This is a genomic window from Gaetbulibacter aquiaggeris, from assembly GCF_044003965.1.
GTDB lineage: Bacteria > Bacteroidota > Bacteroidia > Flavobacteriales > Flavobacteriaceae > Yeosuana > Yeosuana aquiaggeris.
Window position 1 is genome coordinate 25,301 of record NZ_JBAWKC010000003.1, and the last position, 23,291, is coordinate 48,591.

Annotated in this window: 19 protein-coding genes; 15 read left to right on the forward strand and 4 right to left on the reverse strand. The window is 32.6% G+C overall.

Going from position 1 to position 23,291, the window contains the following annotated elements; all coding sequences use genetic code 11:
- Positions 1–105 precede the first annotated feature (105 nt).
- From V8G56_RS09350 to acs, 9 genes are all read left to right on the forward strand, one after another.
- A complete protein-coding gene (locus V8G56_RS09350; RefSeq protein ID WP_395438189.1) occupies positions 106–1,473 on the forward strand; it encodes an alanine/glycine:cation symporter family protein in 1,368 nt (455 codons plus the stop codon).
- Between the two features lie 41 nt (positions 1,474–1,514).
- Positions 1,515–1,934, forward strand: a complete 420-nt coding sequence (locus V8G56_RS09355) for an IS1/IS1595 family N-terminal zinc-binding domain-containing protein (protein ID WP_395438190.1) — start codon at positions 1,515–1,517, stop codon at positions 1,932–1,934.
- Between the two features lie 107 nt (positions 1,935–2,041).
- Entirely contained in the window at positions 2,042–3,286 is a 1,245-nt protein-coding gene (locus V8G56_RS09360; RefSeq protein WP_395438191.1) for a hypothetical protein, read from the forward strand.
- Between the two features lie 12 nt (positions 3,287–3,298).
- A complete protein-coding gene (locus V8G56_RS09365; RefSeq protein ID WP_395438192.1) occupies positions 3,299–3,559 on the forward strand; it encodes a DUF4212 domain-containing protein in 261 nt (86 codons plus the stop codon).
- Between the two features lie 23 nt (positions 3,560–3,582).
- Complete coding sequence (locus tag V8G56_RS09370) at positions 3,583–5,355, forward strand: sodium:solute symporter family protein (protein ID WP_395438193.1); 1,773 nt, start codon at positions 3,583–3,585, stop codon at positions 5,353–5,355.
- Between the two features lie 275 nt (positions 5,356–5,630).
- Positions 5,631–8,318, forward strand: coding sequence for an ATP-binding protein (locus V8G56_RS09375; RefSeq protein ID WP_395438194.1), 2,688 nt, complete (start codon positions 5,631–5,633; stop codon positions 8,316–8,318).
- A 15-nt stretch (positions 8,319–8,333) separates the two neighbouring features.
- The gene (locus V8G56_RS09380; protein ID WP_395438195.1) at positions 8,334–8,699 is read left to right on the forward strand and encodes a response regulator transcription factor; all 366 of its coding nucleotides are present in this window, start codon (positions 8,334–8,336) and stop codon (positions 8,697–8,699) included.
- Between the two features lie 48 nt (positions 8,700–8,747).
- On the forward strand, positions 8,748–8,966 hold the full coding sequence (locus V8G56_RS09385; RefSeq protein WP_395438196.1) for a hypothetical protein: 219 nt from the start codon (positions 8,748–8,750) through the stop codon (positions 8,964–8,966).
- A gap of 2 nt (positions 8,967–8,968) precedes the next feature.
- A complete protein-coding gene (gene acs / locus V8G56_RS09390; RefSeq protein WP_395438197.1) occupies positions 8,969–12,793 on the forward strand; it encodes an acetate--CoA ligase in 3,825 nt (1,274 codons plus the stop codon).
- A gap of 47 nt (positions 12,794–12,840) precedes the next feature.
- Here the strand turns inward: acs and V8G56_RS09395 are convergent, their stop codons facing one another.
- The 3 genes from V8G56_RS09395 to V8G56_RS09405 all read right to left on the reverse strand — a co-directional run bounded on the left by V8G56_RS09395 (position 12,841) and on the right by V8G56_RS09405 (position 16,109).
- Positions 12,841–13,500, reverse strand: a complete 660-nt coding sequence (locus V8G56_RS09395; RefSeq protein ID WP_395438198.1) for a 3'-5' exonuclease — start codon at positions 13,498–13,500, stop codon at positions 12,841–12,843.
- 1 nt (position 13,501) lies between these two features.
- Positions 13,502–15,409, reverse strand: coding sequence for a DUF294 nucleotidyltransferase-like domain-containing protein (locus V8G56_RS09400; RefSeq protein ID WP_395438199.1), 1,908 nt, complete (start codon positions 15,407–15,409; stop codon positions 13,502–13,504).
- Between the two features lie 85 nt (positions 15,410–15,494).
- Positions 15,495–16,109, reverse strand: a complete 615-nt coding sequence (locus V8G56_RS09405) for a fumarylacetoacetate hydrolase family protein (RefSeq protein ID WP_395438200.1) — start codon at positions 16,107–16,109, stop codon at positions 15,495–15,497.
- 135 nt (positions 16,110–16,244) lie between these two features.
- Between V8G56_RS09405 and ahr the strand changes: the two genes are divergently transcribed.
- The 3 genes from ahr (at position 16,245) to V8G56_RS09420 (ending at position 19,828) form a co-directional block, all read left to right on the forward strand.
- On the forward strand, positions 16,245–17,252 hold the full coding sequence (ahr, locus tag V8G56_RS09410; protein WP_395438201.1) for an NADPH-dependent aldehyde reductase Ahr: 1,008 nt from the start codon (positions 16,245–16,247) through the stop codon (positions 17,250–17,252).
- A gap of 285 nt (positions 17,253–17,537) precedes the next feature.
- A complete protein-coding gene (locus V8G56_RS09415) occupies positions 17,538–19,298 on the forward strand; it encodes an ABC transporter ATP-binding protein (RefSeq protein ID WP_395438202.1) in 1,761 nt (586 codons plus the stop codon).
- Between the two features lie 11 nt (positions 19,299–19,309).
- The gene (locus V8G56_RS09420; protein ID WP_395438203.1) at positions 19,310–19,828 is read left to right on the forward strand and encodes a DinB family protein; all 519 of its coding nucleotides are present in this window, start codon (positions 19,310–19,312) and stop codon (positions 19,826–19,828) included.
- Here V8G56_RS09420 and V8G56_RS09425 read toward each other — a convergent pair.
- The gene (locus V8G56_RS09425) at positions 19,825–21,030 is read right to left on the reverse strand and encodes a multidrug effflux MFS transporter (RefSeq protein ID WP_395438204.1); all 1,206 of its coding nucleotides are present in this window, start codon (positions 21,028–21,030) and stop codon (positions 19,825–19,827) included. The two genes, V8G56_RS09420 and V8G56_RS09425, sit on opposite strands and share 4 nt — an antisense overlap.
- Before the next feature lie 98 nt (positions 21,031–21,128).
- On the opposite strand from V8G56_RS09425, the gene V8G56_RS09430 reads away from it, so the two are divergent.
- The 3 genes from V8G56_RS09430 to V8G56_RS09440 all read left to right on the forward strand — a co-directional run bounded on the left by V8G56_RS09430 (position 21,129) and on the right by V8G56_RS09440 (position 23,180).
- Positions 21,129–21,704, forward strand: coding sequence for a Crp/Fnr family transcriptional regulator (locus tag V8G56_RS09430; protein ID WP_395438205.1), 576 nt, complete (start codon positions 21,129–21,131; stop codon positions 21,702–21,704).
- 180 nt (positions 21,705–21,884) lie between these two features.
- A complete protein-coding gene (locus V8G56_RS09435; RefSeq protein WP_395438206.1) occupies positions 21,885–22,451 on the forward strand; it encodes a YceI family protein in 567 nt (188 codons plus the stop codon).
- 141 nt (positions 22,452–22,592) lie between these two features.
- Entirely contained in the window at positions 22,593–23,180 is a 588-nt protein-coding gene (locus V8G56_RS09440) for a DEAD/DEAH box helicase (RefSeq protein WP_395438207.1), read from the forward strand.
- The last annotated feature ends 111 nt before the right edge of the window (positions 23,181–23,291 follow it).

The following is a 23,291-nucleotide window of genomic DNA, read 5'->3' on the forward strand; positions in this document are numbered from 1 at the left end:
CTAAAGCAGGTTTGATATGAATAAATATAAACTAAATATTTAATAACAAAGATATCTTAATAAATCAAAAGTAATATATTAGTATCGTACTAGTAATATATCCATATGACTTTTATTGATAAAATTATAGCCGATTTTGCTTCTTTTATTTGGGGATTGCCACTACTTATACTCCTTATAGGAGGCGGATTTTATTTATTAATTCTTTCTAAATTTTTACCATTTAGATTTATTTTACATGCTATAAATGTCTTACGTGGTAAGTATGATAATGCAAATGATAAAGGTGAAATTACCCATTTTCAAGCCTTAACAACGGCATTATCTTCAACCATTGGCATGGGAAATATTGCTGGTGTTGCAGTCGCTATTAGTATTGGAGGCCCGGGTGCCATGTTTTGGATGTGGGTAAGCGCCATCATTGGAATGTCAACCAAGTTTTTTACTTGTACTTTATCTATTATGTTTAGAGGAAAGGATAGTATTGGTAATATTCAGGGTGGCCCCATGTATGTGATTATGGAAGGATTGGGTAAATCTTGGAAACCTTTGGCGATTTTTTTTAGTGTATGTGGTTTAATTGGGGCTTTACCTGTTTTTAATGTGAATCAATTAAAACAAGCCATTAATGATATTTTGTTAATTCCGAATGGCGTTGAGGTCAGTTTTATGTCAAACTTAATAATTGGAATAGTCCTAGTTTTAATAACTGCCACAGTTATTTTAGGGGGATTAGACAGAATAAGTAAAACAGCTTCAAAATTAGTTCCAGGTATGGTTATCCTATATTTTATATTAGTGCTAATCATATTATTTGTTTATAAAAGCGAGGTTCCAAAATATTTAGCATTAATGTTTACAGATGCTTTTAGTGCTCATAATTTTAAAGGAGACACCTTTGTTGGAGGGACTTTAGGGGGTTTAATTTTGTTAGGAATCCGAAGAGGCGCATTTTCAAATGAGGCGGGGATTGGAACAGCTCCAATGGCTCACGGTGCAGCGAAAACAAATGAACCTATGCGAGAGGGGTTGGTAGCCATGTTAGGACCAGCCATTGATACTATTTTTATATGTACATTAACTGCATTAGCAATTTTGGTGACTGGTGTTTGGCAAACAAGCGATTCCAACGGTGTTTCATTAACGGCAAACGCCTTTGACAATGCGATTCCTATATATGGGAAATACTTATTACTCATCTGCATTGCCACCTTTAGTATTTCTTCCTTATTCTCTTACTCTTATTACGGAACAAAATGCATGTCATTTCTCTTAGGGGACCATAATAAACACTTTTATAATTATATCTACATTGCCAGTATTATTTTAGGGGCTACCACTTCATTAAATATGATGTTAAATTTAATTGATAGCGCTTTTGCTTTAATGGCCATACCAACAATGATAAGTACCTTAATTTTAGCGCCGCGAGTATTAAAGGAAATTAGTCTGTATAAGACTAAATATTTATAAAATATGTGCTAAATTAGTATATTTATGCTAAAATAATATATATGACAATTAATCAGTGTCCAAATTGTGCCTCATCAGCTTATATTAAGAGTGGGATTGTAAATGATAGACAGCGCTATAAATGCAAGTCTTGTGGATATTATTTCTCTGTAGACAAGATAGGAAAAAAGATCGATGAATATTATGTTAATAAGGCACTTCAACTGTATTTAGAGGGATTGACATATAGAGAAATTGAACGTATTTTAGGGGTGTCTCATGTAAGTATCATGAATTGGGTTAAGAAATATAATATCAAAAGGCCAACCAGCACTAACTATCATCCAACCTACAAAATACTTAATGCTTTAGAGTTGTCAAAATACTTCCAAAAGATTGAAAACTTATCAGGTGCAGGGGTAGTGGTTACGGAATTAGGAGATAAGTTTATGCTCATAAAATGGGAGCGTTTCAGAGATTAACTATAGTTAATTAACATTTATATATATTGATTTTTTTTTAACAATTTTTTATTTGGAGATTAGTACTGCACACAAAACCAATTTACTAACTAATCATTCAATAATTTATGAAAAAAAAAATCAGTTTACTTATAGGCTTAGGCCTATTTGCCTTACAGTTTATGTTTTCCCAGGGTTCGCCGGATTATTCAGGTGGACTTAAAGTAAATTTAAACGAAGATGGTTCAAAATATTTTCGAATCATTTCTTGGGCTCAATTCTGGGTGCAGAATAATTCAGACAGACCTTTAGACGCTAACGGAAACGAACAAAGCGATTTAGATTTTAGCTTACGCCGTGCACGTATTTTAATGTATGCGCAGATTAACAAAGATTTTTTAATCTTAACTCACTTCGGACTTAATAGTTTAAACGCCGATAATATGACGTCTATTGGTACAGGAGACCGGTCGCAGCTCTTTTTTCATGACGTATGGGCACAATACCGTTTAAGTGACAATCACGCAATTGGAGGTGGTTTACATTATTGGAATGGTATTTCCAGGCTCAATAATCAAAGTACCTTAAACATGCTTACCATGGACAATCAGCGTCAGGCATGGGCAACCTTAGGATTAACCGATCAGTTTGCACGACACATAGGTGTTTACCTTAAGGGAAATCTTAAAAAACTACAATATCGCATAGCAATCAATGATGCCATTACCAATAATTTACAAGCAAGTGCCATTCCTGCTAATGGAGGTGCAGCGGTGTATTCTGGTAGACGGCTGTTAGGTTCAAAAGATGCTGGTAGAAATTATGCAGGTTATTTTGATTATAATTTCTTAGACCAAGAATCTAATTTTTTACCATACAAAGTAGGTAGTTATCTTGGTGGAAAAAAAGTGTTTAATGTAGGAGCAGGATTCTTTCTGCATCCCAAAGGTGCTGTTGTAGCTAATAGTTCAGGACAATTATCTGGAGAAGATGTTTCCATCTTTGCGGTAGATGCCTTCTATGATTCACCAGTAGGCGAAAATGGTGCAGCTATTACGGCTTATGCTTTAGCTCAATTTAATGATTATGGTAAAGACTTTACTTTGGGAACCACTTATGAAACTGGATCTTTAATTCATGGTCATTTAGGTTATGTTTTTCCTTCGGAAAGCAAGACAAAGTTTCAACCTTACATCCAATATGACAATCGTCAAATTGACGCTATTAATGATAGTGCAACGTCCTTTGGAATAGGAACTAACGCTTATTTTAGCGGACATAATTCAAAATTGACCTTGGAATATTTTAATACAAAATATGCTAATAACGAAGCTGTTGGGACACTGACACTTCAAGCTATGATTTATCTATAAAAACTAACGATTATGAGTGAAAAACAAAAACATGCAACTGCTTATTGGAAAAAAAACTTAAGTTATTTAATTATATTATTAACTATTTGGTTTTTAGTTTCTTATGGAGCAGGAATATTATTTAAAGAGGAATTGAATAATATTAAATTAGGTGGATTTAAACTAGGGTTTTGGTTCGCACAACAAGGGTCAATATATGTATTCGTGATTTTAATTTTCGTTTACGTAAGATTAATGAATAAACTAGATAAAAAATTCGGTTTCGACGAGTAAGCCTTAACTAAAAAATAAATATTATGAGTGTACAAACGTGGACATGGATATTAGTAGGGGTTACTTTCGCCCTATATTTTGGAATAGCATTTTGGGCCAGAGCTGGTTCAACTAAAGATTTCTATGTAGCCGGTGGTGGAGTTTCACCTTTGGCAAACGGCATGGCAACTGCCGCAGACTGGATGAGCGCTGCTTCTTTTATTAGTATGGCTGGAATTATATCTTTTGCAGGATATGATGGATCTGTTTATCTGATGGGATGGACAGGAGGTTATGTGCTTTTAGCACTGCTTTTAGCACCTTATTTAAGAAAATTTGGAAAGTTTACCGTTCCTGATTTTATTGGTGATAGATATTATTCAAATACAGCAAGAACTGTAGCTGTTATTTGTGCTTTAATAGTTTCTTTTACCTATGTGGCGGGTCAAATGCGTGGCGTAGGAATTGTATTTTCCCAATTTTTGCAGGTTGATATCAATTTAGGGGTAACCATAGGTATGGGAGTTGTTCTGGGATTTGCGCTTTTAGGTGGAATGAAAGGAATAACCTATACGCAAGTCGCTCAATATTGCGTATTGATTTTTGCCTTTATGGTACCCGCTATTTTTATTTCATTTCAAATGACTGGTAATCCAATTCCACAGATAGGAATGGGTAGTAAAACACATGATGGTGTTTTTTTACTGGATAAGTTAGATTCGCTTCACACGCAGTTAGGATTTAAAGAATACACCAGTGGCACAAAATCTACTTGGGATGTTTTCGCTATTACATTAGCATTAATGGTGGGAACGGCTGGTTTACCTCATGTTATAGTGAGATTCTTTACTGTACCAAAGGTAAAAGACGCAAGAAAATCAGCAGGATTAGCCTTATTATTTATTGCTATTTTATATACAACAGCACCTGCGATTGCTGTGTTTTCAAGAACGAACCTTATAGAAACAGTAAGTAATAAAGAATATACTTCAATTCCAGAGTGGTTTAAAAACTGGGAGAATACGGGGTTAATTGCATGGGATGATAAAAATGGTGATGGAAAGATACAATATGTTGAAGGGGCTTCATCTAATGGGAAACCTGTTTATATTAAAGAAAGAGGCGTTCATGGTGAACGATTAATTTCAAATGGAAATGACAATGCTAATGAATTGTATGTTGATAGAGATATCATGGTATTAGCGAATCCAGAGATTGCTAATTTGCCAAACTGGGTTATAGCCTTAGTTGCAGCAGGAGGATTAGCCGCTGCTTTATCAACAGCCGCAGGCTTATTATTAGTAATTTCAACTTCAATTTCTCATGATTTAATTAAAAAGCAGATAAAACCGAACATATCAGAAAAAGGAGAATTATTAGCTGCTCGTATTTCAATTTTTGTAGCAATTATTATAGCTGGTATTTTCGGTATCTATCCACCAGGGTTTGTCGCCGCAGTTGTCGCTTTAGCTTTTGGTTTAGCCGCGGCTTCTTTCTTCCCTGCCATTATACTTGGAATTTTTGATAAGCGCATGAATAAAGAAGGTGCAATTTCAGGGATGATCGTGGGTATTACCATTATGTTGTTTTATATGATACGATATAAAACCGGATTAATTGGTATTATGGATGCCAGACCAGCTAGTGAATGGTGGTTTGGTACATCTCCAGAGGGTTTTGGTACTATAGCCATGATTTTAAATGTCATAGTATCTGTAGTTGTTTCAAGATTAACACCTGCACCACCGTTACACGTTCAAGAAATAGTGGAAAGCATAAGAATACCGAGCGGAGCTAATGAAGCTTCTTCACACTAATAATAATTTGTCTATTTTTAAAAACAGTATTGCAATTACATGCAATACTGTTTTTTTCTTAAATTTAAAACAATTTTAAAATGGAATCATGAAAAAGCGTCACGAACAAAAACTTGTCGTTCTATCAATAATTTTATTGTTACTTTTAAACGTTCCGTTTATTTTGATTTTTAATTTTGGAGGTGAAGTTTTTGGATTCCCCACATTTTATTTTTCGATATTTTCAATTTGGTTATTTTCTGTAATCATTTCTTTTATCATTTTAAGAAGGCACTATGAATAACTATGCTTTAATAAGTATAATCATTTGTTATTTAGGGGTTTTGTTTTTCATCGCTTTTTTGGCTGAGAAAAACTCAAAAAGTAAGTGGGTAAATAATTCAATAGTTTACAGTTTATCATTAGCTGTTTATTGCTCTGCGTGGACCTATTACGGTAGCATAGGTATCGCGGCAAATTCAGGAATTAGTTTTCTTCCAATCTATTTAGGACCTGTGATTGCTGCACCTTTATGGATTGTTGTTCTTAGAAAAATCATCCGTATTTCAAAGCAGCATAAAATTTCTTCTTTGGCGGATTTTGTCTCACTTCGGTATGGGAATAATCGTTTTCTGGGTGCTATAATTACAGTGATTTGTATTTTTGGAATTGTACCCTATATTTCATTGCAGCTTAAGGCTATTTCAGAAACATTTGAGATCATGACTGATGATACCAGTTATGTTTCTAAGTATATTTTTGATGATTCCACTTTTTATATAGCTGTTCTGTTAGCTGTTTTCGCTACCTTTTTTGGTACCCAATCGACGGATGCTTCAGACAAGCATAAAGGTATTGTAGTGACGGTTGCTTTTGAATCAATTTTGAAATTGGTGTTTTTTTTAATCATTGGAGTATATGTTACTTTTTTTCTTTTTAATGGTACTTCAGATATTTATCATAAAATTTCAATGACTCCAAATTTTGAAAATTTAACTAAAATAAGAGGTTTGGAAGCTGGTTTTGATTGGTTATTTATGATGATGATTTCATTTGTTGCTGTTTTTTTGTTACCCAGACAATTCCAGGTTTCAGTATTGGAAAACAATAGAGAAAAACATTTAAAACAAGCCATTTGGATGTTTCCTTTATATCTACTTCTCTTTAATGTTTTCGTTATTTTTATAGCATGGGCAGGAAAATTAACATTTGGTAATGAGGTAAATGGAGAGTATTTTACTTTGTTACTACCACTTCAACACAATAATGTTTTTTTAGCATTATTAGTTTTTCTAGGTGGGTTTTCTGCAGTTATTTCAATGGTTGTTGTTTCAACTCTGGCACTATCAACTATGGTTAGCAATAACCTAATAATTCCATATGGCTTTTTAGATAAGTTCATAAAAGGACAACCCGACAAAAATGCGTATTATATTAAAAATATTCGTCGTATTTCTATTTTTTGCATCATTATTACTGCCTACATTTTTTATATCAATTTTTCAATTGAATTGTCGTTGTACTCTATTGGGTTAATTTCATTTGTTATCATATCACAGTTAGCACCATCTTTTTTTATCGGCTTATTTTGGAATAGAGGGTCTTCAAAAGCGGCAATTATTGGTATGATAGCTGGATCCTTTATTACATTTTACACTTTAGTGTTACCATTCACAATTGAAGCATTTACGGGCATCACGGATTTTACAAATCATGGCCTGTTTAATATTTCAGTATTAAAACCGTATGCCCTTTTTGGGATCAATTTTTTATCTCCACCGGCACATGCGTTTTTCTGGAGTATGTCAGTAAACGTGGCTTGTTATCTTGTTTTTTCCTTGTCTTCAAAAGGAAACTATCGTGAAAGAAATTATGCTGAAATGTTTGTGGACAGTCGCAATTTTTCTTCATTACAAGACAGCGCTTTAGTTTGGAAAGGTGAGGCATATGTTTCAGATATAAAAAATGTCTTAAATAAATTTTTAGGAGAAGAAAGAGCGCAACGGGCATTGAATTTATTTTTTATGAAGTATAAAATTCCTCCTAATACACAAATGGCCGATGCCAGATTAATCAATTTTTCAGAAAAATTGCTTACCGGAAGTATCGGTAGTGCTTCTGCAAAAATATTAATTGCAAGTGCTGTAAAGGAAGAGCAAATTAGTTTGGTTGAAGTATTAAAAATCCTGGAAGAATCAAAAGAAACCATTGCCAATAATAAATTGCTTCGCGAAAAATCTGAAGAATTATCTGTTCTGGCTTTAAAACTAAAACAGGCTAATGAAGAACTTATAAATAAGGACAAACAGAAAGATGAATTTTTAGATACGGTAGCACATGAACTAAAAACGCCTATTACTGGTATTAGAGCATCTACCGAATTATTGATCGATGAAGATGACATGCCTTATGAAATAAAAACTGAATTTTTAAAAAACATGCTTAATGATTCAGACAGACTTACAAGGCTGATAAATAATATTCTGGACTTTGAAAAGTTGGCGAAGGGCAAACACAACTTAAATATAAAACAAAACAGCATTAAAACAACTATTAAATATGCCATAGCTAGTGTTCAACAAATAGCAATTAATAGGGGAGTCTCAATTATAAACGATAATTTAATTGACTTCCGTTTTTCATATGATGAAGATAGAATAGTTCAGGTAATAACAAATTTACTATCCAATGCTTTAAAGTTTACCGAGTCTGGAAAAGGGAAAATTACCATTGAATATAAAATGATAAACAATATGTTTGAAGTATATGTTATTGATAACGGAAAAGGAATTCCTGATGAGGATTTTGAGCATATATTTAATAAATTTTATCAATCAAAAAATCAAAATACAATTAAGCCTCAAGGTAGTGGATTGGGTTTAGCTATATGCAAACAAATAATTGAACAGCATAATGGAAAAATTTGGGCTAAAAAGGGGAATAAAAATGGTGCAACCTTTGTTTTTAAGCTACCTTTTAATTAAATTGTACAAGATTATATGAAGAAGAAAATTTTAATTGTTGATGATGAGCCAAACATAGTAATGACTCTTGAATATACTTTTAAAAAGCAAGATTTTGAAGTGTACATAGCAAGAGATGGAAGTGAGGCATTACATATTTTAGAAAATAATTTTCCAGATATTGTATTACTGGATATTATGATGCCTGATGTGGATGGTTATCAAACTTTAAAATATATTAAAGAGAAAGACAGTTTAAAGAACACGAAAGTGGTTTTTTTAACTGCTAAAAATAAAGCTTCGGATATTGAAAAAGGCTTAAAATTAGGAGCTGATAAATATTTAACCAAGCCGTTTTCAGTAAAAAAAATAGTTTCAGAAGTACTTGAACTACTAAATTAATTTTGGTTTTGTGTGCAAACAACCAATGTTTAATTTAAGTAAGTAAATATGAAATTTCAATTAAACCCTTTAGCATCGGATATTTTAATAAGTATCTATGTAGTAGTTACCCTATTCTTTCGTTTCAAATTAGAAAATAATACAGAAGTCAGTTATTTAAATTCCATAGTTATGGGAGCTGCTTTTGTTGTTATTCTATGGGCCCTTATCAAATTAAAAGTTCTAAATCCAAATTGGTTTGGTTTATTTAATAAAAAAAGCAATTAATTATGAGTTATCAAAAACATTACGACAGTAGTATTGAGAGCCCAGAACAATTTTGGGCAGAACAGGCAAATAACTTAAAATGGTATAAAAAACCAACCACTATTTTATCAAAAGATGAAAATGGTTTTGACCGATGGTTCGCCGATGGAAAACTAAATATTTGTTATTTAGCAGTTGATAAACACGTTGAAGCTGGGTTTGGTGAACAAACTGCAATCATATACGAATCACCAGTTACGCAACAAAAAGTTTTGTATTCTTTTAATGAGGTAAAAAGGCGGGTTGAACGATTGGCTGGTGGACTTCGTGATTTGGGTGTAAAAAAAGGTGATACCGTTATTATTTACATGCCAATGATTCCGCATGCTGCCTTTAGTATGCTGGCTTGTGCTCGTATTGGAGCCATACATTCTGTGGTTTTTGGAGGTTTTGCACCTCATGAATTGGCTGTTCGAATTGATGATTGTAAGCCAAAAGTAATCATTACTGCAACTTCAGGAATGGAAATTGACCGATTGATAGCTTACAAACCTTTGGTTGATGAAGCGGTGCAATTGGCAATTCATAAGCCTGATAAAGTTATTGTATATCAGCGTAATTTAGGTGCAGTAAACCCAAAAACGGAACGCTATATCAGTTATAAAAAATTAGTAAAAAATTCAGAACCTGTTGATTGCGTTGAGATGAATTCAACCGATCCGTTATATATTTTATATACTTCTGGAACCACTGGAAAACCAAAAGGTATTTTACGTGATACTGGTGGTTATGCGACGGCTTTAAAGTATTCAATGAAAAACATTTATGGTGTTGAAGAAGGAGATACTTTCTGGGCAGCATCAGATGTTGGTTGGGTTGTAGGGCATAGTTATATTGTATACGGACCACTTTTAAATAGAAATACTACCATTGTTTTTGAGGGAAAACCTATAAAAACGCCAGATGCCTCTACATTTTGGAGAATTATTAGTGAAAACAATGTGAAAGTGATGTTCACGGCCCCTACTGCCATTCGTGCCATTAAAAAAGAAGATCCGAATGGGGACTTGTTGAAAATGTATGATTTAAGCTGCTTGAAGTATCAATTTTTAGCGGGTGAGCGTTGTGACGTTGCTACTTTAAATTGGTTAGAAGAGCAATTAAATATTCCAGTAATAGACCATTGGTGGCAAACGGAATCGGGTTGGCCAATGGTATCAAATATGATGGGGGTTGAAGCACTTCCAGTAAAACCTGGTTCTGCAGGGAAAGCAGTTAGTGGTTATAACATCCAAATTTTAAATAATGAAGGGCAAGAAGTTGGTCCAAATAAAGAAGGATTGGTTGCTGTTAAATTACCATTACCTCCAGGAAATTTATTAAATATTTGGGGGAATACGGAACGTTATGTAGAAGGTTATTTGAAAAAATTCCCAGGATATTATTTTTCAGGTGATGGCGGTTATAAAGATGAAGAAGGTTATGTATATATTACAGGAAGAGTAGATGATGTGATTAATGTGGCAGGTCATAGACTTTCAACTGCTGAAATGGAAGAAGTTGTTGCATTAAATCCATCAGTAGCAGAATGCGCTGTTTTTGGAATTGCAGATGATTTAAAAGGACAAGTGCCGCTTGCTTTAGTAGTTTTAAAATCAGGTGATTATGTTTCTGGATTTGAATTAGAATATAAAATAGTTCAGGAAGTTAGAAAACAAATTGGAGCCGTTGCATCTCTTAAAAGAGTATTAATTATAACTAGATTACCAAAAACACGTTCAGGGAAAATTCTTCGAAAATTGTTAAGAAATATGGCTGATGGTGTTGAATATAGCATTCCATCAACCATTGATGATCCTGAAATTGTAAATGAAATTACGCATGAATTCAAACTTAATAAAATAGGCGTATTTGAACATGCAACTGAAGAAGAAAAGGAAACTCTTGAAGATTTAAGAATTGATTCATTTATAAAATACTATAAATCATATCAACACAGTGTAAACGACCCTGAAGGATATTGGGCTCAAATTGCAGACACATTTACTTGGCGCAAGAAGTGGGATAAAGTGCTTGAGTACAATTGGGAGACTCCAAAATTTGAGTGGTTTAAAGGGGCTAAATTAAATATAACTGAAAACTGCTTAGATCGCCATTTAGAGAAAAGAGGTGATGCCACTGCCATAATTTGGGAGCCTAATGATCCAAACGAAGCAAATAGAACTTTAACGTACAATGAGTTACATGCTGAAGTGTGTAAATTTTCAAATGTACTTAAAAGAAGAGGTGTAGTTAAAGGAGATCGCATTTGTATTTATATGCCAATGGTTCCTGAATTGGCTATTGCTGTATTAGCTTGTGCACGCATAGGAGCGGTTCATTCTGTTGTGTTTGCAGGATTCTCTGCAGTAGCTCTTTCCACAAGAATTAATGATGCTGAGTGTAAATTACTATTAACTTCAGATGGTGTTTTTAGAGGGAATAAAGCGGTTGATTTTAAGAGCATTGTTGATGAAGCATTGGAGACTTGTCCATCTATTAAGACTTCTATTGTATTAAATAGAGTTAATGGGGACATTAAAATGAAAGAAGGACGCGATGTTTGGTGGCATGAAGAATTAGCTATAGTTGATGCCAAATGTCCAGCTGAATTAATGGATGCTGAAGACATGTTATTTATTTTATACACATCGGGTTCTACAGGAAAACCAAAAGGAATGGTGCACAGTTGTGCAGGTTACATGGTGCAAACAGCACATAGTTTTAAAAATGTATTTCAATATGAACATGGAGACGTGTATTTTTGTACAGCCGATATTGGCTGGATTACTGGTCATTCATATATAGTATATGGTCCATTGGCAGCAGGAGCAACAACATTAATGTTTGAAGGAGTTCCTTCATACCCAGATTATAGTCGTTTTTGGCAGATTGTTGAAAAGTATAAAGTGAATCAATTTTATACAGCACCAACAGCAATTAGAGCCTTGGCAGCACAAGGGAATGCAATGACAGAAAGAAATGATTTAAGTTCCTTAAAAGTATTAGGAACTGTTGGTGAGCCTATTAATGAAGAGGCTTGGCACTGGTATGATGAAAAAATTGGAAAACAAAAATCACCAATTGTAGATACTTGGTGGCAGACAGAGACTGGAAGCATCATGATTTCTCCGCTAGCTGGTGTAACACCAACTAAGCCAACTTTTGCAACCAGACCAATGCCAGGAGTGCAACCTTGTTTAGTTGATGAATCAGGAAATGAATTAGATTCAAATCCGGCAGAGGGCAGGTTATGTATAAAATACCCATGGCCATCAATTGCACGAACTATTTATGGAGACCATAAACGATATAAACAAACCTATTTTACGGCCTTTCCTGGAAAATATTTTACAGGTGATGGTTCCTTTAGAGATTTAGAAGGAAATTATAGAATAATTGGTAGAGTAGATGATGTAGTTATAGTTTCTGGTCACAATTTAGGAACAGCACCAATTGAAAACATCATAAATGAGCACAGTAATGTAGTAGAATCTGCTATTGTTGGGTTCCCTCATGATATTAAAGGAAATGCCTTATATGCCTATGTTATTGTTTATGAAACTCCTGAAAATGAAGACTTTTTACGTCACGAAATAAACGATTTAATAAGTCGTTCAATAGGACCAATCGCTAAATTAGATAAAATTCAGTTTGTGCCAGGATTGCCAAAAACACGATCAGGAAAAATTATGAGACGTATTTTGAGAAAAATAGCTGAAAATGATACTTCTAGTTTAGGAGATATTTCCACCTTATTAAATCCGGAAGTAGTTAAGGCTATTATGGAAGGATCTTTGGTTAAATAAATTTTATTGTGTTAATAAAAAAAGCCTTCATGAATGAAGGCTTTTTTTTATATCAACCCATTATTATTGGAAGCTCTAAATAAATCGGAATAATGAACATATCGTTCTTGTTTTAATTTTGAAATAATTTTTAAAAATAAGAGTGAAGTAATAAACGCATCACCCGAAGCTGTATGTCTATCGTGTTTTGGAATATTGAATTCATCACACAACACATCTAAAGAAATAAGAGATTCCTTTTTTCCATCTAATTTTTTATACAAAATTCCAGTATCAATACATTTATTCTTCAATTTTGGAAAGTTTAATCTTTTTAAAGCATTATTTATCATTTCAATATCAAAAGCAGCATGATGAGCCACTAAAACAGCATTTCCTACATAGTTAATAAATTGTTCAATAGCTTCATTTTCACTTATTTTAAGTAAGTTTCCTTCTTTTAGTATGCCATGAATTTCAACGGTTTTAGCTTTAAATTCATCTTGTTTTAAATAAACCTCCAAACTGTTTGAAACGTCTATTATGTTGTTATAAATACTAACAGCGCCAATAGATAAGATTCGATCTATTAAAGTGTCAAAACCAGTAGTTTCTGTATCAAAAACAACAAATCGTGTGTTTTCAATACTTTTAGGTTGGGAAGTTTTAAATTTCTTTAAATAGTCATTCCAAAAAACGGGATATTTCTTCTTTTTAAACCAAAGCATCCTATAGAAATTGTGAAAGGTTGAATCTAACTAAGATTAATTCTTGTATTTCTTTGATAGCTTTAAAACAATTTTTTAATTCTAATCGATTTGCTTTACTTAAAGATTTTAAATCAATAAATCGTCCTGAATCATGATGCTTTAATCCTTGTTCTGTTCTGAAATGCAGCAAATTTTTAAATGCAATTAAACAATCATTATACAATTCTTTATTCTGTGGTTCAAGCTCTATCAGTTTCTCATAACGTAAAATGGTATTATTATGTGCTTCTATATTATTTGAAAGAATTAATAGTCTGGCAGCATCTACTAAAGGCATCATGGCTCTGGCTTTAATATCAAACTGGTCTTTATGTTCCCCACTTTGTTCAACTAAAAAGTGTCTAAAGAAACTTAGTGGAGGTGGATTTTTTAATGCATTGACTCCCAGATGATTCAAAAATATTTCATGGTTACTGATTGATTCAAATATGCCCTCAGACATTGTTTTAACCAATTCTTTATTACCATAAATAGGTTCAAAATCAAAAAAGATGGTACACAACATCAAATTATCTTGGTCAGGTAAAGTTATCCATCGTTTAAATTGTTGTTTCCATTGAGTTACTGACAAACACCATTTAGGGTTACTAGCCATCATATTCGCAGGACAAAATTCAAAACCAATAGCATTTAAATCTTGGGTTACTTTTTTTGACAGCTTTAAAAAATAGTCTTTAGTTTTTTTGAAATCTTTTTCGGGAACATCGTCAAATACTAAGGCATTATCTTGGTCTGTGAGTAACAATTGTTCTTCTCTCCCTTGACTTCCAATTGCTAACCAAGTAAATGAGGCTGGTAAAGGGTGATTTATGAAACCTATGGCATTTTCAATTATTTTAATGGTAATACTATTATTAATTTCAGTTATAATTTTTGAAGCAAATGTTATAGGGATTTGTTGTTCAATATAGCGTTTAAGTAATTTTTGAGCACGTAATCGAATTTGTTTTAAGTCTTCGATGGATTTTGATCTTTTTACTTCCTTAATTAAAACAGTCGCATTATTTTCTCTTATGACAATGATATCGTGTTCTGAAAGAATTCCTGTTAATTCAGAATTCACAGTACCATCTTTTGTAATGCATAAGTGTGTTATTCTGTGTTTTAACATGGCTATTTGAGCTTCAGCAACGGTAATATTTGTGTGATATGCAATAACAGGAGCAGTCATTATTTTACTCACACTTTCTTCAATTGAAAATAAACCTGTTGCAATTTTTGTTCTTAAATCTTTATCAGTAATTATCCCAAGTGGCTTGTTTTTTTCTGTAATAATAATGGATCCAACACGTTTTTCTGTCATTAATATAGCAGCATCTTTAATACTAGTTTTAGTAGAACATGTTATGGGGTTTTTTGAGTAATCGGCAGTTTGTTCTTCTAAAAAATCCGGCAATCTCGGAGTTGTATGTTGTAATGAAGTAAAAAAACTATGGTTTTGTTCCTCAATATTAGATTTTCTATAATTAGAAACTAAATTGGCCATTAAATATTTACTTGCTTCTGAATTTGAGGCAATATAATCATCAAAAAGTGTTGATGAAATACAATAAACAATACTTTCTTCAATGGCTTTAGCGCTTAACAAATAATTTCCTTGTCGCATTAAGGCACGTAACCCAAAAATATCCCCTTCATCGCATTCATCAATGAGTTCATTGGATGCTGTGAATAGGCCAATATCCCCATCTTTAACAACATAAAATTTGTCTTTTACTAGCTCATTTGTTTTAAATATAAAGCTATCTTTTTCAACGTATTGAACTTCAATAGATTTACAAATGGACAACAAGTTTTCAGGTAAAAGCATATTAAAAGGAGGAAACGCTTTTAAAAAATCATAAATACGTACAGCAATGGTGTTCATACAAGCAATTTAGTGAAAAATTGAGGTACGTTCTATGAATTATATCATCTTTTATGCTAAATAAGTATAGTTCTAAAAGTGACTACTAAACTATTTTAAAATCTAAAAGTAATTCACCTTCAATAGAAGCTTTTAGGTGATCTCCTTTTACATTTAACCCTGAACCCAACGCGGGAGTTCCAGTAAATATTAGGTCATCAACTTCTAAGGTCATAAAGGTGGATACAAAAGCAATAATTTCACTAAAATTATAAATCATAAAAGAGGTGTTTCCAACCTGTTTTTGTTCCCCATTGATAAGTAAATCAAAATTGATGTTATTTAAATCCTTAAATTTTGAAACAGGGATAAAACTGGAAACAGGTGATGCGCCATTAAACCCTTTTGCCAAAGCCCAGGGGCCTTTATTGGCTCTGCTTTGTGTTAAAACATCTTTAGCTGTATAATCAATTCCAACTGCAATTCCTGAAACATAAGAGGCAGCATTTTCCACTTTAATGTCTTTTCCTCTTTTACCAATTTTTACCACTAACTCTAATTCATAAGCCAATTCATTAGTTATTGATGGATATACAACATCTTTGTTATCAGTCACTAAAGTACTTTCTGCTTTTAAAAATATTAACTGTTCACCATTTTTAAGGGTCTTAATTTCTTCTTTATCAACAACATAGTTTTTACCAATGCCAATTATTTTCATGCGTAGTTATTTTTATTGTACTGAAATAAAAATAAGTAATTAGTTCTTTTAATTTTAAAAATATTTTAACGACTTCTTTAAATCTAATTAAGTCTTTTTTTATATCTTTTGAGTGAAAAATATAAAAATACAGTTATGAGAAAAATAAATGCTTATGCTGCCAACCAAGCAGGAGCTAATTTGGAAAAATTTACATATGAATTACCAAAAATCGGTAATGAAGAGGTAGATATTAAAGTACATTATTGTGGAATATGTCATTCAGATTTAAGTATGATAAATAATGATTGGGGCATGTCACAATATCCTTTAGTACCTGGACATGAGATAGTCGGAGAAGTGATGGCATTTGGAAGTGAAGTAAAAGGCCTTAAAATTGGAGATAAAGTGGGAATGGGATGGAACTCTGCTTCCTGTATGCATTGCAATCAATGTTTAGACGGAAAACAGCATTTATGTGGAAGTTCAGAAGCTACTATTGTTGGGCGACATGGAGGATTCGCAGATGCCGTTAGAGGTCATTGGTCATGGGTAATTCCATTACCAAAAGGATTAGATATGGCAAAAGCCGGGCCCTTATTTTGTGGGGGCATTACTGTATTTAGCCCTATTGTGCTGTCCGGAGTCAAACCAACTGATAAAGTTGGAGTAATTGGCGTTGGTGGATTAGGGCATATGGCTATTAAGTTTTTAAAAGCCTGGGGATGTGAGGTTACTGCGTTTAGTTCAAACCCAAATAAGAAAGCAGAAATTTTAAAAATGGGCGCTCATCATGTAGTTGATTCAACCAAGCCTGAAGATTTGCAAAATATTGCAGGTACTTTAGATTTTATTTTGAACACCACCAATGTGACACTTGATTGGAATTCTTTTTTAACTGCTTTAGCTCCTCAAGGCAAATTACATACTGTTGGAGCTGTATTAGAACCTATGGCCATACCAGCATTTAGTTTGATTATGGGAGAGAAATCAGTTGGAGGTAGTCCGATAGGAAGCATCGCCTTAACCAAAAAGATGTTAGAGTTTTGTGTTAGACATAATATCTATCCAACAGTGGAAGAATTTAAAATGACAGATGTAAACAAAGCGATCAAGCATCTGGAGGAAGGAAAAGCAAGATTTAGAATTGTTTTAAAAGCATAAAATTGTTTAATTAAAATTTATAAAATATGGCAAAATCACAAGACGCAAAGAAAAACGTTAAAAAAGAACCACTTTTAACACCAAAGGAAAAGAAAGCAGCTAAACTCGCCAAAAAAGCAAAACGAGAATAGAGGAAAATTAAACTATTAAATAAAAAAAACCACTCATAACTTTGGGTGGTTTTTTATTTTCCTAATGAGTTAATAAGTAATTTAATCTTTACGTCCGTTTCTAACCTTAAGAATCATTAATTTTACGCTTCAATTTTAAAATTTAAAATAGGCAATGCAGCACCTAAAAGAAAAGAATAAAACGAAATCAAAAATAACCATGGCCCAGGCGTTTAAAACCATTATTTGGCCAAGACGCAACCTTGTTTTTATTGGTTTAATATTAATTGTATTTAGCAGATTATCAAGTCTGGTATTGCCTTGGAAAAGTAAGGCCTTGTTAGATGAGGTAGTTCCAAATAAAGATTATGATCAATTGTATAATTTATTATTACTGGTAGGTTTGGCTATCTTAGTTCAGGCAGTTACTTCTTTTCTGCTAACAAAGATTTTAAGCGTTCAGGCTCAATATTTAATTAGTGAATTGCGTGCAAAAGTGCAGAAAAAAGTATTGTCGTTGCCAATCAGTTTTTTTGATAATACAAAATCAGGCGCTCTGGTATCAAGAATTATGAATGATGTTGAAGGTGTCAGAAATCTTATTGGAACTGGGTTAGTACAAATGGTAGGGGGCACACTTACGGCTATCATATCTTTGGTATTATTAATTAGGATTAGTCCGTCAATGACCTTATTTGTTTTAGTTCCTGTAGCCATTTTTGGGGTGATAGCTTTAAAAGCTTTTGGATACATAAGGCCCATTTTCAGAACGCGTGGAGTCATCAATGCAGAAGTTACAGGTCGATTAACTGAAACCTTAGCCGGTGTTAGAGTTATCAAAGCATTTAATGCCGAAGAGCAGGAAAATATAGTTTTTGAAAAAGGTGTTGAAAGATTATTTCAAAATGTAAAAAAGAGCTTAACAGCAACGGCTTTTATGACTAGCTCCTCCACTTTTTTGTTGGGGATTGCTTCCACTGGTATTATGGGAATTGGTGGCTATAAAATAATGATGGGCGATTTAACTGTTGGTGATTTTTTGTCATTTACATTATTTCTAGGTTTTATGATTGCACCAATAGTCCAGATGAGTAATATTGGCAGTCAGCTAACGGAAGCATTAGCCGGTTTGGATAGAACAGAAGAACTTATGAACATGACTGCTGAAGAGGATAATGCAGAGCGTACTATTAAATTAGATAAAATTGAAGGAGATATTGAATTTAATGATGTGTCATTTTCTTATGAAGCAGGAAAGGAAGTGTTGCATCAAATTAGTTTTAAAGCACCAGCGGGTTCTGTAACTGCTTTAGTAGGTAGTTCAGGTTCTGGAAAATCAACGATTGCTGGATTATCGGCTACGTTTTTAAATCCTAAATCAGGAATTGTATCTATTGACGGCCAAGATTTATCAAAAGTAAATTTAAATAGTTACAGACAACATTTAGGAGTGGTTTTGCAGGATGAATTTTTGTTTGAAGGCACCATAAAGGAAAACATCATGTTTCCTAGACCAAATGCCACAGAATCTGAATTGCAAAATGCAGTAAAAGCAGCTTATGTTAACGAATTTACCGATCGCTTTGATGATGGATTAGAGACCTTGATTGGTGAAAGAGGTGTTAAGCTTTCCGGAGGACAACGTCAAAGACTGGCTATTGCCAGAGCCATTTTAGCGGATCCTAAAATTATTATCTTAGATGAAGCCACTTCTAGTTTGGATACGGAAAGCGAGGCATTAATTCAAAAAAGTTTAACAGAATTAATAAAGGATAGAACGACCATTGTTATTGCTCACAGATTAAGTACCATAAGAAAAGCAGATCAAATTTTAGTCATTGAAGCGGGTCATATTATTGAACGTGGAAACCATGACGAATTGATTGCTAAACAAGGTAGATATTATGATTTATACACCTATCAGGCGAAAATTTAACTATTAGTATTATGACTACAAATGATTTAAATACATTGGAATACAATCCATTTTATAGCACCTATATTGATATGATTCCAAAAGGACTTGAGCTTGTTGATGGTTTTTATTTAGGATTAATACAGGTTACAGATTTTTTCAAATCTATCTCCAATGACAAACTCACTTTTAAATATGCTGAAGATAAGTGGACCGTGAAAGAAGTTTTTCAGCATATTATTGACACCGAACACATTTTTATGTATCGTTGTTTGCGAATCGCTAGACATGACCAAACGCCCTTAGCTGGTTTTGATCAAAACGATTATATACTGCCGTCTCAAGCTAATAATAAAAGTATCGAATTATTATTGGAGGAATATCAGGCAGTAAGGCAAAACTTCATCGTTTTATTAAAAAGCTTAAGTGAAACCGATTTAAAATTTATTGGAAATGCGAGTGGAAATGGTTTATCAGCAAGAGCTGCGGCATTTATTATTCTGGGTCATGAGCTATGGCATATAAAAATTATTAAGGAACGATATCTCTAATTAGATGCTAATTTAAGATGTCTTTTAAGTAAGATAAAGACTAAAAGAGAAAGCGACCCAAATACAGAAAACCCTATAAATAGTGGTAAAACCGAAGTTTTTACAAAACCCCCAATATAATTTGCTACCGGAACGGCTAAAATGGTGGATGCAAATCCATTAAGCGCAGCACCAATCCCAGCAATATGACCAAGAGGTTGCATCGCTAAGGCCCTTAAATTTCCAAATAAAAATCCAACTGCAAAAAATTGTAAAGCAAAAAAAGTGATTAGTACATAAATACTTGGATTGGTTCCTGACCAAAATAAAATCACATATAAAATAGAAACCGCACAATAGCCTATTGTTGAATAATAAGCCATATTCATCATTCCAAATTTAACCACAAAAACACTGTTTAAATAAGTAGCTAACCCAATAGAAATAGCTAAACTGGCAAAAATATATGGAAACATCTCAGCTAAATTATATTGCTCTTCAAAAATTTGTTGTGAAGTGCTCAAGTAAACCATAAAGGAGCCTGTTATAAAACCAGAAATTAAAGTAAACCCAATGGCATCTTTATATTTTAAAAATTCTCTGGTACCATCAATAAAAAGATGAGAGGAAAGTGGGATTCTTTTTTCTTTTGGTAGACTTTCTTTTTGCCGGTACCAAAACCAAATCATAACAAGGGTGCTGTATATTATGTTTACATAAAAGATGGATTCCCAGGTATAATAATTAATTAGAAATTGTCCTAAAGTGGGAGCAATCACAGGGACTAATATAAAAACCATGACAACAATAGAAACAATTTTTGCCATATAGTCGCCACTATAAAGGTCTCTAACAATGGCAATGCATAAGGTTCGTGGAGATGCCAGACCAATACCTTGAAGTATTCTACCAAAAATCATCATTTCAAAACTTTTGGTGGTGATGCATATAATACTGGCAATAATAAACACTCCAAAGCCAATAAAAACAATAGGTTTTCTTCCAAAACTATCCGATAAAGGTCCAAAAAGTAGCTGACCTAAACCAATTCCAAGAAAAATCATAGTAATCAAGAGTTGATTATTATTCAGATTTACGACTCCTAAATCATGACCAATTTCTGGTAAAGCCGGTAGTAGAGCATCAATAGATAGGGCAACTATAGACATTAAGGATGCCATAAGTGCAACAAACTCAAACTCAAAGGTATTTTTGTTTTGCATCGTGCAAAAATAAGGGAATAAACATTTTATTAATTAATTTATTAGACTTTAAAATTTTTAAATTTGTACAAACAATTTAAGTTCTGTCTTAACATCCTATGGAATCACTTTTAAATTATATAAGAAAACAAATCATTCTGACAAAAGCAGAAGAAGAGTTTCTATTATCTAAAATATTTCTAAGAAAGTATTTAAAAGGACAATATGTAGTTCAACAAGGCGATATATGTAAACATGAATGTTTTGTGTTGTCGGGTTGTACTAAGATGTTTTATTTAGATGATGACGGTCAGGAGCATATTATTTTATTTTCTATTGAAGATTGGTGGACATCAGACCTAGGAAGTTTTATAACGCAAACACCTTCTGATTTTAATATTCAGTGTTTAGAAAACACAGAATTAGCTATGTTTTCTCATGATATTATTGAAGAGTTATATGCTGAAATACCAAAGCTTGAACGTTTTTTTAGACAAATTATTGAAAGAGCTTTTGTGGCATCACAAAAACGTATAGTTAGAAATTTCGCCCTTACAGCAAAAGACAGATATCTTTATTTTAGAAAACAATACCCAAAAATAGAACAACGTATTCCCCAATATATGATAGCCTCTTATCTTGGAATTTCTAAAGAATTTCTTAGTAAAATTAAAAGCCAGCTTAGTATTGAATAGCAGATGTTAAACTAGATTAACATTATTTAATAAACTACTTCATTTTTATTCAACTATAAATTCTACATCTTTGCATTATATTTCAAATACTACTTATATAGCAATTTGATTTAAACAAATAATTAAAAGACATTTGAGGTCTTAAAAAATTACAAAACATAAAATAAAATGAAAAACAAAATGAAAAAAATAGTACTTGCAGGTTTAGTAGCATTTGTAGCATTCTCTTTTAAAGCAGTTGATGTTGAAAAGAAAGAAGTTAAAGCAAATGAAAGTAAAATAGTTTGGAAAGGTTATAAAGTAACTGGTTCTCATGAAGGGAATATTATTTTAAAATCTGGTTCATTAAGTTTTAATGAAGACAAATTAATCGGTGGAGAATTTGTTATGGATATGACAAGTCTTAATGTAACCGATTTAGAAGGTGAATATAAAGGTAAGCTGGAAGGTCATTTAAAGTCTGATGATTTTTTTGGAATTGAAAATTATCCAACAGCATCTTTAGTATTTACTGACGTGAAGGCTACAGGTAAAAACTCTTATTCTGTAACTGGAGATTTAACTATAAAAGGAAAAACAAATCCTATCACATTTTCTATTTCTATATATGGAAATAAGGCAACAGCTTCTTTAAAAGTTGACAGAACTAAATATGATGTTAAATATGGTTCGGCTAGTTTTTTTGATGGATTAAAAGATAAGGCCATCTATGATGAGTTTGATTTAGTGACTGATTTACAGTTTTAATTGTAATAACAGATTAATAGCATAAAAAAAGGCGTTCATAAATGAACGCTTTTTTTATATAAAAAAATAGCACTTTTAAAAGAGTATCTTTGCTCAGTATTATTATAAATAGATATGTCTTTTAAAAAAATCATTGAACCTTTGAAAATTAACCTTCAGGAAAAAGGTTTTGAATCTCCATTGCCTTTACAAAAATTAATCTGGTCAAAAATAAAAGGTGGGTTAAGTATGTTTTGTATCGCCCCAAAAAACGCTGGAAAAACAACGGCTATTATTTTAAGTGTCATTCAAAAATTAAATGGTCAGGCCTTTGAAGAGGCCCCAAGGGCTTTGATTTTTGTTAAAGACAAAGAAGCAGCCTTAGACTTAGAAACAGAATTTAAAACCTATACTAGAGGTACTGATTTAAGAGTGTATTGTGCTTATGAAGAACATAACATTGAATTGCAAAGAGAAGATTTATATTTAGGAACAGATATCGTCATTGCAACCCCTAAGCGATTAAATAAAATATTTTACCTGAATGGTATTAATTTAAACAAGCTTCAAATGTTTATTGTGGATGATGCTGAGTTTCTTTTTAGAAACAGCAATTTTGAAGAAGTTTCTAGAACTCCGGAAAGCTTAGAAAAATGTCAGTACTTGATTTTTTCTACAAAATTTGATACTCGTTTTGAAAGATGGAAGGATTCCTTTATGTTCAATTCACAAACTATTTTATTTAAATAATTGCGCCATTCATTGCCCTCGTTTATTATAAAATATTATTTGTAATAAGTCTTTTTTTGGTCTCAAAATGAATATTACATTTGAATAATTATTGTATATTTTAAGGTATTT